Here is a 14449-nt window from a genome sequence, read left to right on the forward strand (position 1 = left end):
GGTTGTGGTCGTCGTTCGAGGCAGGTGATCGTCGGCGGCGCGTCACGCAGCCCACTCGGAGCCGCACCGGTGCGGGCCGCCTGGCGCCGAATGTTCGCGACTGCCCTCGTCTCGATCAGGGGATCCGGCACATGCGCGGGACGGGGACCGCGACGTGACGTCGACGTGCCGTGGTGGCGCCGTCATGTGGGGCCGGTAGCATCCGACGGTCGAAAGGGGCGGTCATGAACAAGGTCGGGTTCGATCGCGAGAAGTACCTGCGGATGCAGTCCGAGCACATCGAGGCGAGGCGTCGGCAGTTCGGCGGCAAGCTCTACCTCGAGTTCGGCGGAAAGCTGTTCGACGACCTGCACGCCTCGCGCGTCCTGCCGGGGTTCACCCCCGACAACAAGCTCGTCATGCTGCAGGAGATCGCGGACGAGGTCGAGATGGTCGTCGTCGTGAGTGCACGGGACCTCGCGGGCAACAAGCAGCGGGCCGACCTCGGCATCCCCTACGACGCCGACGTGCTGCGCCTCATCGACGAGTTCCGCAGCCGCGGACTGTTCGTCGGGAGCGTCGTCATCTCGTACATGACCGATGACAACAAGGCCGCCAAGGCGTTCAAGCGGCGCCTGGAGCGGCAGGGCATCAAGGTCTACCGGCACTACCCGATCAAGGGGTACCCGAACGACGTCGCCCACGTCGTGAGCGACGAGGGGTACGGCCGCAACGAGTACATCGAGACCGAGCGGGACCTCGTCGTCGTCACGGCACCCGGCCCGGGCAGCGGCAAGATGGCGACCTGCCTGTCGCAGATGTACCACGACCACAAGCGTGGGCTCTCCTCCGGTTACGCGAAGTTCGAGACGTTCCCGATCTGGAACCTGCCGCTCGACCACCCGGTGAACATCGCCTACGAGGCGGCGACGGTCGACCTCGACGACGTCAACATGATCGACCCGTTCCACCTCAAGGCCTACGGCGAGAGCTGCGTCAACTACAACCGCGACGTCGAGGTCTTCCCCGTCCTCAACCTGCTGTTCGAGCAGATCATGGACGCCTCCCCGTACGCCTCCCCCACCGACATGGGCGTGAACATGGCGGGGCACTGCATCAGCGACGACGAGGTGTGCCGCGAGGCGAGCAAGCAGGAGATCATCCGCCGATACTTCAAGTCCCTCGCGACGGAGCGCAGGGATGACCTCGAGCCGGACGACTCGGAGAAGATCGCGCTCATCATGAGCCGCCTCGGCATCACGCGCACCGACCGGCCGGTCGTCGAACCGGCCCTCGCGGTGGCGAAGCGGACGAAGGGACCGGCGGCGGCGATCGAGCTGCCGGACGGGCAGATCATCACGGGCAAGACGACGTCGCTGCTCGGATGCTGCTCGGCGATCCTCCTCGACGCGCTCAAGGCGCTCGCGGGGATCGACGACAAGGTCAAGCTCCTCGCCCGCGAGACGGTCGAGCCGATCCAGGCGCTCAAGACGGAGCACCTCGGCAGTCACAACCCGCGCCTGCACACCGACGAAGTACTCATCGCGCTCGCCGTCGGGGCGCGGGAGGACGAGAACGCCCGCCGGGCCCTCGACCAGCTCCAGCACCTGCGTGGCTGCGACGTGCACTCGACGGTGATCCTCGGCCCCGTCGACGAGGGCATCTTCCGCAGCCTCGGCGTCAACGTGACGACCGAGCCCGTCTATCAGACGAAGAAGCTCTACCGGAAACGCTGATCCTCGCCGGTCGAGCCGGACGAGTCGGTCGAGCCGGTCGAGCCGGTCGGCCCGGTGACCACGGCGGCCAGGGGAAGGTACGACCCGGCGTGGGGGCCTTCCGCGAGGCGGACGAGCGGCAGGCCGTCGTGCACGGCGCGCCCGCCCACGAGCACGGTCTGGTCCCGCGGGTCGAGGGAGCCGACGCGTCGTCGACCCGCGACGTCGATGCGGTACACGTCGCGTGTGGTGCCGGTGAGCGGAAGGCGCCGAGCGGGAGTGAACGGGTAGGTCTCGTCGAACCCGGTGACGAACGCCGACGCCGGGTCCTCCCGCACCCACCGGCCGCGGTGGGCAGCGCTCGCGAGCCGCAGCCACACGCCGTCCTCGCCGGCGACGCGGGCGCGGGCGTCGAACGTCACCGCACGGGGGCGGTCGAGTTCCACCCGCGTCACCCCGGTGACGGAGCCGTCGTCGTCGAGGGTGAGGAGGCGGTGCCCGGTCGCGGCAAGGCGGCCGGGACCACCGGTGTGGGCGGCGGGTGCGTCGGCGAGGAACACGTCGGCCCACCGCGCGAACCGGGGATCCCCCGACAGGCCGGCGAGAACGTACAACTGCCGGACGTGGATGCCGTGGTACTTGGCGCTGCGGACGTCGTGGGTGAGGCAGTAGCGCGACAGCTCACCGGGGCGACGGAACTCGGGGGCGGACCGAAGGCTCGCGGTGAGCGCGCCGCGGACGAGGTCGGCCGCCTCGGGTCGCCCCGTCGCCCGCCAGTACTCATACACCCCGAAGAGGGCGAAATGGTGGCCGTTGTAGGCGCTGTCCGGGGTCTCCGGGTGGGGGTACTCCTCCAGCCACAGCGACCCGTCGGGGTGGACGTCACTCACCCACGGTTGCCCCTCCTGCCGGGGCACCGTGAAACTCGCGAACGTCTCGTCGGCGGCCCGCCGCCAGCGCGCATCGCCGGTCGCCTCGTGCAGACGCAGGAACGCCGCGAGCACCTGCCCTTGCGCCATGGCGGAGTACCAGGGGCGGGGCATCACGTGGCGGCGGTCGCCGTGCAGCGGGAACGCCATGTCGTAGGGGAAGAACCGTGCGCCACGAGAACGCACCGACCGTGCAACGAGCCGGTCGCCGTGACGAACCGCCGACCGGAGGTATCGCGGATCGTCGGACGTCTTCGCCGCGGCGAGCCACCCCAGGATCTGGCCCGCCTGCACGACGGGGTGGTCGTGGAGCGTCCCGTCGGGTTCGCGGTACTGCACGATTCCCGCCTCGTCCACGGGTCGACCGGTGGGCGCGAGGGGCAGGGGCGTGACGTCGTAGGGCAACGGCACGCCCTCGCTCGTCAGGTCGAACGGGATCGCACGGAAGGGAGGGAGTCCATCGACCGTGCGACGCTCCTCGCCACCGGCGGCGTCGGCGGCGGGCGGTGAGGTCGTCGCGCGGGAGGCCGGCGGCCGTGCGCTCTCCTGGGAGGCGGCGATGCGCCACCCGGTGGGTCCGGTCACGGCGACGGTCACCGCCGCGAGCGCGGCGGTGCTCCCGCCGACGACCCCGGCACGCCACCTGCGACGCGTCGCGCCCGTCGTCAGCATCGTCCCCTCGTCCTCCCCGCCGTCCGTCGCCACCCGTCGCCCGCCCGTCGCCCGCCCGTCGCCGAGGCGACGTCCGCGGGTGCGACATCCCTGGGCGCGACGTCCCTCGCGCGTCTCGCGCCGGGCGTCTCGTGATCCCCCGGGGGGACGCTATCGAGGGGTTCCTCTCCCTCGGGTGCGCTGCGGATATGGATCCGGTCTGGATCTCGCCACGCGTCGTCGCTGGTGAACGCCCGGGCAAGACACCCGGGGGGGGCGACGGCCGAGGTGCCGGGGTCAGGCCCCGAGGACGGTGCGGGTGACGGCGGCCTGGTCGTGGAGGACGCCGGCGATGATCTGCTGCGCGTCGTTGATGCGGGCCACGGTGTCGGACACCTCGTCGAGCGCGGTGCGGACGGCGGCGGCGTCGGCCTGGATCGTCGCGACCTTGGCGCCGACCTCCTCGGTGGCGGTCGCGGTCTCGCGGGCGAGTTCCTTGACCTCGCCGGCGACGACGGCGAACCCCTTGCCGGACTCCCCGGCGCGGGCGGCCTCGATGGTCGCGTTGAGGGCGAGGAGGTTCGTCTGCTCGGCGATGCTCGTGATCGTCTTGACGACGGCGCCGATCTCCTGGGAGGAGCGGTCGAGCTGAGCGACGATCTGCGTCGCCGAGCCGGTGATGCGGTTCGCCTCCGCGGCGACCTCCTTCGCCGAGGTCACGTGACCCTCGACCTCGGAGATGGAGGAGAGCAGGTCACGTCCGGCCGAGGCGATCTTCTCGGTGCCGCGGCTGCGTTCGAGGGCGTGGGAGACGAGGAACGCCGTGTTGCGGAGCGCCTCGCGGCGGGCGTCGGTGAGGGTGATCTCGGTGGTGGCGAAGAAGTCCATCGTGCCGACGACGTCCGTCCCGATCATGATGGGGACGCAGACCCCGCTCTTGACGCCGGCGCGGCGGGCGGCGGGGGCGCGGACGCAGTCGGTGACGGTGCCGAGGTCGGGTTCGAAGACGAGGTCGCGGCTCCGCCATGCGCGGCCGGCGACGCCGACGCCCTGGGCGAACGTCGCCTCGTGGGTGACCTCGCGGAACTCCGGCCCCGCGTCGCCGGACTCGATGGCGAACCGCAGCACCCGCTCCTCGGGGTCGACGGCCCAGAACGAGCCGTACTGCCAGCCGAACTCGCGGCGGATCGTGTCGAGGGCGGTGCGGACGGCAGTCCCCTCGTCGGGGGCGTCGGTCACCTCTCGGAGGACGACGTTGATCGCCGTCGCGTCGCGGGCGCGTTCCTTCTCGCGCTCGAAGATGCGGACCCGTTCGAGGGCCTGGGAGACGAGGCCGCCGATGCACTCCATGAGGTCGACGGACCGCTCCGTACGAGCCCACGGCTCGAACGAGACGAACGTGAGGACCCCCTGGACCGCGCCACCCGCCGTCACGGGCAGGACGAGGAACGTCGAGACGAGCGGCGCGTCCGGCCCGGCGAGCTGCCGGAGGAGGTCGAGGTCGCCCTCCTCGAGGACGCTCCGGCCCGTGCTCCAGGCCTTCCCCATCGCGCCGACGCCGCGGGGGACGACGGTGCGCTGTTCGGTGGCGCGGGCGGTGAGTTCGGGGCGGCGACCGCAGGAGACGTCGAGGACGAGCCCGCCCGCCGTCTCGTCGACCCGCCATACGCTCGACACGTCCCATCCGAGGGCGTCGCACACGGCGTTGACCGCGACGAGGGCCGCCTGGTGGTACCCGTCGGCGCCGTCGAGGGCCGTCATCACGGCGCGGATGACGGCGATCTCATCGACGGTCGACGCGGTCTGGCCTCCGTGGCCGACCGGGCCGGCGTGGCCGAAGGCCGCGCGCGCGAGGGTGTTCTCCTTGCGGAATGGGTGGCGCACGTCGTCTCCGATGCTCGACTTCAGGGCTGCCCTGCCCCATCGGCCCCGCGCACCGTGACCTGAGACGGGCGTGCCCTCGCTCCGTCCGGGAGTCACGAGGCATCGTCGGCGACGCCTCGGAGGGTGGCCGGGGCGGCCGGCTGCCTCTCCTCCGTGCGCGAGGCCCGTCCGGGCACCCCGGCCGGACGTGGCCGACGCCCCGGTCAGGCGTGGGCGACGGGCCCGTCGGCGGTGAGCCAGCCGCGGTACATCGCACCGGAGTCCCAGGCGAGGACGACGTCGCCGTCGGGGGTGACGGCGACGAGACCGCCGTCGGCGCCGCGGCGGCCGAGATGGTCGTCGAGGACGCCGCGGGCGGCGGTGGCGAGGTCGGCCCCGGCGTACCGCATCCGGGCGTAGAGGTCGTGGGCGAGGACGCCGCGGACGAAGAACTCGCCGGTGCCGGTGCCGGAGATCGCGACGTGGGCGTCGTCGGCGAAGGTGCCGGCGCCGACGAGCGGGGTGTCGCCGACGCGGCCGGGGAGCTGCCCGGTGATGCCACCGGTCGACGTCGCCGCGGCGACGTGGCCGTGGACGTCGCGGGCGACGGCGCCGACGGTGCCGTGGCGGCGTTCCTCGAGGAGGCGCGCGAGGGCGCGTTCCTGGCGGGGGACACGGAACCAGTCCTGGTCGGCGAGCTCGCATCCCCACGTCTCGAGCCGGTCGGGCGAGGGGTCGACGAGGAGGACGTGGGGGGTGTGGTCCATGACGGCCCGCGCCGCACGGACGGGGTTGCGGGCGTGGCCCGCGGCGGTGATCGCGCCGGCGGCGCGGTCGCCGCGCATGACGCACGCGTCGAGCTCGGCGACGCCGTCGGTGGTGAGCGCGGCGCCGCGGCCGGCGTTGAAGAACGCGCAGTCCTCGAGGACGACGACGGCGGCGGCGACGGCGTCGATCGCCTCGCCGTCGGCGGCGAGGACGTCGGCACCGGCCCGGAGCGCCCGGCGGAGGGCCCCCTCGCGTTCCTCGGTCTCCTCTGCGGTGAGCGGCGTGGCGCGGGGCCCGGCCCCGCCGTGGATCGCGAGCGCGTACGGCCCCCAGGCGGGGACCTCGACGAGGTCGACCGGCGGGCAGGGGCGTTCGCCGTCGTGCGTGGCGCGGGGTGCGCCCGGGGCGCCGGGGGGCGGGGTCGCGTCGGTCATCGGAGTGCCTCCTGCCGGCTCGGGACGACGGCCTCGACGAGTTGCCGGACGAGGTCGGCGAGGGACCCGGGCTCGAAGGAGTCGGGCGGGACGTGGCCGGGGAGGAACGCGGCCCGCCGGTCGGGGGTGGAGGCAGCCCAGGCGGCGAGGTCGTCGACCTCGGCGTGCTCGAGACCGTGGCCGCCGACGGCGAGCCACACGGGCACGTCGACGTGGTCGTAGAGGTCGAGACCGAAGGGCCCGCGGCCGATGCGGGCGAGGGCCTGCTCGACGAGGGGGCGGCGCGGGAGGCGCTCCCAGCCGTCCTCGGTGTCGCACAGCTGCCGGGCGATGTAGGCGCGGAGCTGGTCGAGCGGGATGTCCTCGTTGACCCAGTCGGTGGCGGCGCGCGCCGCGCGACGTTCGACGAACTCCTCACGGTCCGCCTCGGTGCCGGTCGCGAAGATCTCGTTGCGGGCGTCCCACTCGTCGATCGTGTCGGCGCCGAGGACCTCGTCGTACTCGGCGGCGGCGGCCTGCCCGCGCTTCCACGTGAACGGTCCGACGACCAGGACGCCCGACGCACCGAGGGCCCCGGCCAGGTCGTCGAACAGCGGGAGGAGCTCCTCGCTCTCGAGGACGAGGATGGGGTCGTGCACGTCGAGGGCGTCGAGCACGGCGGGCAGGTCGGCGGTGAGGTGGTCGAGGGTCTCCTCGACGGCACGGGTGCGACCGTGACCGCAGAGGTCGACGGCGAGGGGTCGGGAGAACGCCGCGAGGGCGGGGCCGAGGGTGCCCCACACCTCGGCGGTCGAGGCGATCTGGTGGAGGAGGACGACATCGGGTCGCCGATCGGCGCCGTGGGGGGCGACGCTCTCGTCCTCCTCCTGGAAGTGGATGACCGCGTACCGGCCGTTCGGGGTGTCGACGTGGACGTCTCGCATGTCGACATCCTCCCCCATCGGGGCCGGAACCGGGCTTTCCGCCCCGGGCCTCGCGCACGGCCCGGATGGGTGGGGCACCCCTGGGGGCATGGTCGCCCTCGCTCCGTTCCTCGAGGCCCGTGACGCGCTCGCCGGGATGGTGGGTCGTCGTTTCCCCGTCACCCTCGTCGGCCGGGCCCCCGCCGATCGCGCCGCACGCCGGGGGCGTCAGCTCGTCTCACACCTCGGCCGGAAGGCGACCGAGGAGTGGCGAGCCCACGGGTCAGGGATCCGTGCCGTTCGGCGCCGGGGAGCGGGTCGTCCTCACTGCGACGGACACCGAACTCGTCGCCACCCTCACGTGCCCCGCGGCCCGGGCCGACGAGTTGCGCAACGTCGTCGAGCGGCACTGCTGCGGTTCGGCGCGAAGGACGGACTCGTGACGACCTGGCAGGACGGCGCTGAGACGGCGGTCACGGGGCCTCACCGCCCGCGCGGGCGCAGGTGGCGTCCACTAGCCTGCCGCCATGTTCGCGCTTCCCGAGATCCCCGTGTCGGCGGGGGCGATCCTCTTCGACGAGAGGGGTCGCCTGCTCGTGCTCAAACCGACGTACAAGTCGGGGTGGACGCTGCCCGGCGGGGTGATGGAGGCCGACGGGGAGACGCCGTGGGAGGCGTGTCGACGCGAAGTCGCCGAGGAGACCGGCATCGAGGTGAGCACCGGGCGGCTCGCCTGCGTCGACACCCGACCGGCGAAGAAGGGCGCGAAGCTGGGACTGCGGTTCCTCTTCGACTGTGGCACCCTCTCGGCCGAGCAGGTCGCGGGGATCCGCCTGCAGGAGTACGAGATCAGCGAACACCGGTTCGTGAGCGTACCCGGCGCCCTGGAGCTGCTGCGCCCACCGGTCCGACGCCGGGTGAAAAAGGCGTTGAAGTCCGATTCGTGCGTCTATCTCGAGAACGGGCGGCGTGTCTCGGGCGTCACACGCTGACGGAGTCCTCACGTCGGCCCCGTGGCGCCCGATGACGACGAGGACGAGACTTTCGTCGCACCCCGCCCCGAGAGGACGTTCGAGATGACATGTGACATCGCGGTGGAGGTGGACGGAGACCGGTACGCCACGATCGATTACGGCGGCACCGGCCCCGACATCCTCCTCATCCACCAGCTCGCCTCCAACGCTCAGGTGTGGGCGCCGGTCGCGGCCGACCTGGCCGGTATCGGCCACGTCGTCGCCGTCGACCTGCGGGCTCACGGCCTCTCGCGCCTGCCCGTCGACCGCCCGGAACGTCTCGTCGGGGACGTCGTGGGGGTCGCGCGTGAACTCGGGCTGCACCGCCCCTACGTCCTCGTCGAGCAGGACGAGATGCTCGCCCTCGATCCGGACCGCATGGCGGGTCTCGACGCGCCGACGCTCGGGATGCTCGCTTTGGCGAGCGTCCGCCGTGGTGAAGAGGCCCGCACGGAGTGGGCCGAGCAGGTGGGCCCGGAGACCTTCGACGTGTGGGACGAACGGTTCGGCCTGTTCGCCACCGGCGCCGCCGACGAGTTCGAGCCCCACCTCGAGAAGATCGTCGCGCGGGCGCACGGCGACTGGGTCGCGCACCGCATCGGCGTGGACCAGTACCGCGACTTCTACCGGCGTCAGATCGAGACGACGCCGGAGGGATGGCGTCGGCTCCCCGGTCGGCAGGCGATGGACGACATCGTGCGTTACATCGAGACGCAACCCCAGGGACTCGATCTCCTCGACACCTACGACGGGCCCGTATGGATCCTCGCCTCCGACGAGGCGACGACGGACGTCGAGATCGAGACGCTCCGCGAGTACACCGCGGGCCGTGACGACCGGGAGATCCGTGTCGTGCCCGGCGGCCCCAAGGTCGAGGCGCTCGACGGCGAGGCGCTCGCGGCCGCCGTCGCGGAGATGATCCGCCGGCACCCCGCCTGACCCGCAGCGCGTCGCCTCCTCAGCGACCCGTCACGTCCGACGCCCTCTCCACCGCCCGGCGCACGAGGTTTTCCACCTCGGCCGGGAGGTCGGGGAGGGCGTCGACGTCGAACCAGCGCAGGTCGGTCGACTCCTCCGACCTCGCCTCCAGGGCCCCCTCGGGGGCGAGCGCGACGTAGCGCACGTCGAGGTGGCGGGTCGGCTCCGTGTAGCCCTTGCAGACGATCGGGTGGCAGTGGAGGTCGACGGGTATCGGGTCGAGGTCGACGTCGAACCCGCCCTCTTCGCGTGCCTCTCGCCTCGCCGCGTCGGCGAGGGAGGCGTCGCCCTCCTCGACGTGTCCGCCGAGCTGCAGCCATCGCCCGACACGGGGGTGGAGGGTGAGGAGCGTGCGGGTGCGGTCGGCCGAGAGCACGACGACCGAGGCCGTGACGTGCCCGGGAGCGCACGTGCGGCTCGGGGCGTCCGGCCGGGCGGCGAGGAAGGCGAGGTAGGCGTGTCGCAGCGCGTCCTGGTCGGCGTCGGGCGCGGACCAGCTCGTGAGGGTGGCCGTGATGTCGGCGCGTAGGGGGCTCGTCACCGGGCCCACGATGCCAGACGGTCCGGTGCGCGACGACGGACCGCGGGCACCCACCCCTCGCGCATGGACCCATCGGCGCAGGTCAGCGGCGGTCCGGGCGCCGGGGCCACCTCCATCCCCGGAGGGCCCCACCCCGTCGATCGGCTAACCTCGGAAGGGAGTTCGTCACGAGGCCGCCGCCACCCCGGGCCACCTCCTGCCGCATGACGACCCCCGCACGACGACCCCCGCACGATGACCACCGCACGACCCGCCGACCCATCGGAGACGACGTGACCCACGAGACCGACTTCCACGACGACTCACGCACCGTGGGCGAGACCCCGGAGATGGCCACGTCCGTCACCGGACCCCAGTTCGAGCCGACGCACGAGCGCGCCCTCACCCCCGCCGTGGGTCCGGCCCGCGACGTCGACGGGTTCGTCCGCCAGTTCCTGCGTGAGCTCAACTACACGCAGGGCGTGCCGCTCTCGCGCTCGACGCTCAACGACCAGTACCTCGCGCTCGCCCGCACGGTCCGTCATTACCTCATGCAGGGGTGGATCCGGACGGGCAAGCGGCGCCGCGACGCGGGCGACAAGGTCATCGGTTACCTGTCGGCGGAGTACCTCCTCGGGCGTCAGCTCGACAACGCCCTGCTCGCGGCCGGCCTCGAGGACATCGCCCGCGAGGCGATGAAGGAGTGCGGCCTCGACGTCGACCTCCTCCGCTCCCAGGAGATCGAGCCGGGCCTCGGCAACGGTGGCCTCGGTCGTCTCGCGGCCTGCTTCGTCGACTCCCTCGCGACGATGGACGTCTCCTGCATCGGGTACGGCATCCGCTACGAGTACGGCATCTTCAAGCAGACGTTCGAGGACGGCCGCCAGGTCGAGGTGCCGGACAGCTGGCTCGCGCTCGGCTCCCCGTGGGAGTTCCCGCAGCCCGACCGCGCCGTGCAGATCGACTTCGGTGGCCACACCGAGCGGTACACGGGCGACGACGGCCGCGAGCGCACCCGCTGGGTGCCTGCGTGGGACGTGCAGGCGGTGCCTTACCACCTCCTCGTGCCGGGCTATCGCAACGGCGTCGTCAACACCCTGCGCCTGTGGAGCGCGAAGGCGACGAACGCGTTCGACCTCCAGCTCTTCAACCAGGGCGACTACGCCGAGGCCGTGCGCGCGCAGACGTTCGCGGAGAACATCACGAAGGTCCTCTACCCCGAGGACTCCACGCCGCAGGGGCGCGAGCTGCGCCTCCAGCAGCAGTACTTCTTCGTCGCCGCCTCGATCAAGGACTTCATCCGCCACACCCTCCCGGCGGACTTCGACCTGCACCGGCTGCCCGAGCGGATCGCCTTCCAGCTCAACGACACCCACCCCGTCATCGCGATCCCCGAGCTCATGCGGATCCTCGTCGACGAGCACGACTTCGAGTGGGACGAGGCGTGGGACGTCACGAAGCAGTGCTTCGACTACACATGCCACACGCTGCTTCCGGAGGCCCTGGAGGTGTGGCCGGTCGACCTCCTCGGCCGCCTGCTCCCACGGCACCTCGAGATCGTCTACCGCCTCAACGAGGACTTCCTCGCCCGGGTCCGCGAGCAGTTCGACGGCGACGAGGTGCGGGCCCGCCGCATGTCGATGGTCCAGGAGAACCCGGTCCGGGCGATCCGCATGGCGCACCTCGCCACGGTCGCCGCGACGAAGGTCAACGGCGTCGCCGAGCTGCACAGCCAGCTCCTGCGCGACAAGGTCCTCCCCGACTTCTCGGAGATGTGGCCCGACAAGTTCACGAACGTCACGAACGGGGTGACGCCGCGCCGCTTCGTCCGCATCGCCAACCCCGGCATGTCGGAGCTCGTCACGGAGGCGATCGGCGAGGGGTGGCTCACCGACCTCGAGCGTCTGCGCGAGCTCGAGCCGTTCGCCGACGACGCCGCGTTCCGTGAGCGGTTCCGCGCGGTCAAGGCGGGCAACAAGGAGCGTCTGCGTCAACTCCTCCACCACCGCGACGGCATCGACCTCCCCGAGGGGCACCTCCTCGACGTCATGGTCAAGCGGCTCCACGAGTACAAGCGGCAGAGCCTCAAACTCCTCCACGTCGTCTCGCTGTACCAGCGGCTCCTCTCCGATGAGGTCGACCCGGAGTCGACCACACCGCGCACGGTCGTGTTCGGCGCGAAGGCCGCGCCGGGCTACTTCATGGCGAAGGAGACGATCGCGCTCATCAACGCGGTCGCCGCGACGATCGACGCCGACGAGCGGGTCGCCGGGCGTCTCGCCATCGCGTTCCCGGCGAACTACAACGTCACCCTCGCCGAGACGCTCATCCCCGCGGCCGACCTCTCCGAGCAGATCAGCCTCGCCGGCAAGGAGGCCTCGGGCACGGGCAACATGAAGTTCGCCCTCAACGGCGCGCTGACGATCGGCACCGACGACGGCGCGAACGTCGAGATCCGTCAGCTCGTCGGCGACGACAACTTCTTCCTCTTCGGCATGACCGAGCCGCGTGTCGCCGAGCTCCAGGCGAAGGGCTATGTACCCGGCGACGTGTACGCCTCCAGCCCGCGGCTCAAGAGCGCGATCGACTTCCTCGCGAGCGGCGAAGCCACCGGCGGCGATCCGAGCCGCGCCGCGGCGGTCGTCGACGACCTCCTCTCGAGCGACCGGTTCATGGCCCTCGCCGACTTCGACGCCTACGTCGAGGCACAGGAGAAGGTCGAGGCGACGTACGCCGACACCGAGGCGTGGACCCGTTCGGCGATCCTCAACGTCGCCCGCTCCGGGTTCTTCTCCTCCGACCGGTCCATGCGCGACTACCTCGACCGCATCTGGAACGTCTCGGCCCGCAGCTGAGACTCCGGCACGGCCACGCCGAGGGGCGCGTGGGCTCCGCGACGAGAGTCGGCGGGGACGCGGAGCGAGCGACGTGGTCGGGGCCGGGCGAGGGGGGTCGTGGATGCGGACCCACCGGGGGTGATCGTGCGCGCGGCGCCGGACGCCCGCCGTCTCGCCGGGACGAGCCGCCGAGACGGCTCCGGCCGGAACCGCCCGGCGACCCCCGAACGGGTCTGCGCACGAACCCCGTCCGTTCAACCGACCCGCATAGGGTGCGTTCATGGCAGACGACCTCGCCCCACGCCCGGCCCGAGATGCCACCGCCCCTACGCGACGTCGACGCGTCGCCGTCGTCGGGGCAGGACCCTCGGGGCTGTTCGCCGCCCAGGCACTCCTCGGGCAGGAGGACGTGCCGGTGGAGGTCGACGTGTTCGACCGGCTGCCGACACCGTTCGGGCTCGTGCGGTACGGGGTGGCGCCCGACCACCAGTCGATCAAGTCGGTCGCCCAGGCCCTCGCGCGGGTCTTCGACTCGCCGCGACTGCGGTTCCGCGGGCTCGTGCAGTTCGGCGAGGACGTCACGCGCGAGGAATTCCTCGCCGCCTACGACGCGGTGATCTATGCGGCCGGGGCGAGCGAGGACACCCGCATGAACGTGCCCGGGGAGTCGCTGCCCGGGAGCAGGTCGGCGCGGGAGTTCGTCGCCTGGTACAGCGGCCACCCCGACGCGACACCCCAGGACCTGCGCGGCGTGACCTCGGCCGTCGCGGTGGGCGTCGGCAACGTCGCGGCGGACGTCGCCCGCATCCTCACCCGCGACCCCGCGGAGCTGGAACGCACCGACATGCCGCAATCCGTGCTCGACGTCCTCGCCGCACACACCGTCGGTGACGTGTGGGTCGTGGGGCGGCGGGGACCGCACCACGCGAGCTTCACGACGAAGGAACTCCGAGAGCTGTGCTCGCTCGACGGGGTGCAGATCACCGTCGACGCCGGGGCGTTCGAGGGCATCGACGACGCGGACCTCGACCGCCGCACCCGCGCCAACGTCGACGTGCTGGCCGAGGCCGCCGCGCGGGTCGTGCCCGAGTCGCGGTGCCGGCTGCACTTCCTGTTCTGGCGGCGCCCCGTCGCGATCGAGGGCGAGGACCGGGTGCACGGGGTCGTCCTCGAACGCACCGCTCTCGACGACGCGGGCCGGGTCGTGGGGACGGGTGAGACCTCGACGCTCGACGCGCAGCTCGTGCTCCGGGCGATCGGGTACCGCGGAGTGCCGCTTCCCGGGGTGCCGTTCGACCTCGAACGCGGCGTCATCCCCAACCGTGAGGGACGCGTGACGACCGAGGACGGTGACGTCCTGCCGCGCGAGTACGTCGTCGGGTGGATCAAGCGCGGGCCGCTCGGGGTCATCGGCACGAACAAGTCCGACGCCGCCGAGACCGTGCGTCTCCTCCTCGACGACCTCGCCGCCGGGGGCGGCACGTCGGAGGACCGGACGCTCCTCGACCTCGACACCCACCTCGCCGACCGGGGCCTGCACCCGACGACGTACGACGACTGGCGCCGCATCGAGGCCGCCGAGGCCGACCGCGGCTCCGGCCGTGGACGGGACCGCACGAAGATCGAGGCGTGGTCCGAACTCCTCGACCTCGTCGCCCTCGGCCGCCCCGGTGGCCCACCCACCCCGGCCGACCGGGAGGCATGAGGGCGGCGGCCCTCCGTCATACAACGATGAGCGGAACGTCGTGGCGACAGAGGCCATCGTCCCTGTGACCGGCAACGTCACGACACCTCCGGGTCCGACCCGACTGCTCGCCCCATCGCTGTATGCCGGAAGGGGCGGCCGACCGATGCGGCCCC

11 protein-coding genes are annotated in these 14449 nt (G+C 72.3%); 6 read left to right on the top strand and 5 right to left on the bottom strand.

Annotation, left to right across the window (positions count from 1 at the left end):
• The first annotated feature begins 224 nt into the window (after positions 1–224).
• The gene (locus MOPEL_RS06735; protein ID WP_009482122.1) at positions 225–1715 is read left to right on the top strand and encodes a DUF1846 domain-containing protein; all 1491 of its coding nucleotides are present in this window, start codon (positions 225–227) and stop codon (positions 1713–1715) included.
• Here the strand turns inward: MOPEL_RS06735 and MOPEL_RS06740 are convergent.
• The 4 genes from MOPEL_RS06740 to MOPEL_RS06755 all read right to left on the bottom strand — a co-directional run bounded on the left by MOPEL_RS06740 (position 1700) and on the right by MOPEL_RS06755 (position 7262).
• Complete coding sequence (locus tag MOPEL_RS06740) at positions 1700–3295, bottom strand: D-glucuronyl C5-epimerase family protein (protein WP_009482123.1); 1596 nt, start codon at positions 3293–3295, stop codon at positions 1700–1702. The two genes, MOPEL_RS06735 and MOPEL_RS06740, sit on opposite strands and share 16 nt — an antisense overlap.
• 276 nt (positions 3296–3571) lie before the next feature.
• Positions 3572–5158: a methyl-accepting chemotaxis protein gene (locus MOPEL_RS18730; protein ID WP_009482124.1), complete on the bottom strand. Its 1587-nt coding sequence runs from the start codon at positions 5156–5158 to the stop codon at positions 3572–3574.
• A 203-nt stretch (positions 5159–5361) separates the two neighbouring features.
• Entirely contained in the window at positions 5362–6339 is a 978-nt protein-coding gene (locus tag MOPEL_RS06750; protein WP_009482125.1) for an isoaspartyl peptidase/L-asparaginase family protein, read from the bottom strand.
• Complete coding sequence (locus MOPEL_RS06755) at positions 6336–7262, bottom strand: alpha/beta fold hydrolase (RefSeq protein WP_009482126.1); 927 nt, start codon at positions 7260–7262, stop codon at positions 6336–6338. Before MOPEL_RS06755 ends, MOPEL_RS06750 begins: the two co-directional genes overlap by 4 nt.
• Positions 7263–7534: 272 nt before the next feature.
• Between MOPEL_RS06755 and MOPEL_RS17620 the strand changes: the two genes are divergently transcribed.
• The 3 genes from MOPEL_RS17620 to MOPEL_RS06765 all read left to right on the top strand — a co-directional run bounded on the left by MOPEL_RS17620 (position 7535) and on the right by MOPEL_RS06765 (position 9193).
• Positions 7535–7684: a hypothetical protein gene (locus tag MOPEL_RS17620; protein WP_169316291.1), complete on the top strand. Its 150-nt coding sequence runs from the start codon at positions 7535–7537 to the stop codon at positions 7682–7684.
• An 84-nt stretch (positions 7685–7768) separates the two neighbouring features.
• Positions 7769–8233, top strand: coding sequence for an NUDIX domain-containing protein (locus tag MOPEL_RS06760; RefSeq protein WP_009482127.1), 465 nt, complete (start codon positions 7769–7771; stop codon positions 8231–8233).
• An 84-nt stretch (positions 8234–8317) separates the two neighbouring features.
• Complete coding sequence (locus tag MOPEL_RS06765; protein WP_009482128.1) at positions 8318–9193, top strand: alpha/beta fold hydrolase; 876 nt, start codon at positions 8318–8320, stop codon at positions 9191–9193.
• Positions 9194–9212: 19 nt separating this feature from the next.
• Here MOPEL_RS06765 and MOPEL_RS06770 read toward each other — a convergent pair whose 3' ends face one another.
• The gene (locus tag MOPEL_RS06770) at positions 9213–9773 is read right to left on the bottom strand and encodes an NUDIX hydrolase (protein ID WP_040633265.1); all 561 of its coding nucleotides are present in this window, start codon (positions 9771–9773) and stop codon (positions 9213–9215) included.
• Between the two features lie 329 nt (positions 9774–10102).
• Here MOPEL_RS06770 and MOPEL_RS06775 point away from each other — a divergent pair, with 329 nt between their 5' ends.
• Both MOPEL_RS06775 and MOPEL_RS06780 read left to right on the top strand, forming a co-directional pair.
• Positions 10103–12607: a glycogen/starch/alpha-glucan phosphorylase gene (locus MOPEL_RS06775; protein ID WP_051992244.1), complete on the top strand. Its 2505-nt coding sequence runs from the start codon at positions 10103–10105 to the stop codon at positions 12605–12607.
• 262 nt (positions 12608–12869) lie between these two features.
• The gene (locus MOPEL_RS06780) at positions 12870–14294 is read left to right on the top strand and encodes an NAD(P)-binding protein (protein WP_051992239.1); all 1425 of its coding nucleotides are present in this window, start codon (positions 12870–12872) and stop codon (positions 14292–14294) included.
• Positions 14295–14449: the final 155 nt, after the last annotated feature.

The sequence above is a fragment of the Mobilicoccus pelagius NBRC 104925 genome (genome assembly GCF_000247995.1).
GTDB lineage: Bacteria > Actinomycetota > Actinomycetes > Actinomycetales > Dermatophilaceae > Mobilicoccus > Mobilicoccus pelagius.

Bases quoted from the DNA above. Each gene is read 5' to 3' on its own strand.
- MOPEL_RS06755 (WP_009482126.1), bottom strand. From the start codon at position 7,262: ATGCGAGACGTCCACGTCGACACCCCGAACGGCCGGTACGCGGTCATC.
- MOPEL_RS06765 (WP_009482128.1), top strand. From the start codon at position 8,318: ATGACATGTGACATCGCGGTGGAGGTGGACGGAGACCGGTACGCCACG.
- MOPEL_RS06775 (WP_051992244.1), top strand. From the start codon at position 10,103: ATGGCCACGTCCGTCACCGGACCCCAGTTCGAGCCGACGCACGAGCGC.
- MOPEL_RS06735 (WP_009482122.1), top strand. From the start codon at position 225: ATGAACAAGGTCGGGTTCGATCGCGAGAAGTACCTGCGGATGCAGTCC.
- MOPEL_RS06750 (WP_009482125.1), bottom strand. From the start codon at position 6,339: ATGACCGACGCGACCCCGCCCCCCGGCGCCCCGGGCGCACCCCGCGCC.
- MOPEL_RS06760 (WP_009482127.1), top strand. From the start codon at position 7,769: ATGTTCGCGCTTCCCGAGATCCCCGTGTCGGCGGGGGCGATCCTCTTC.
- MOPEL_RS06740 (WP_009482123.1), bottom strand. From the start codon at position 3,295: ATGCTGACGACGGGCGCGACGCGTCGCAGGTGGCGTGCCGGGGTCGTC.
- MOPEL_RS06780 (WP_051992239.1), top strand. From the start codon at position 12,870: ATGGCAGACGACCTCGCCCCACGCCCGGCCCGAGATGCCACCGCCCCT.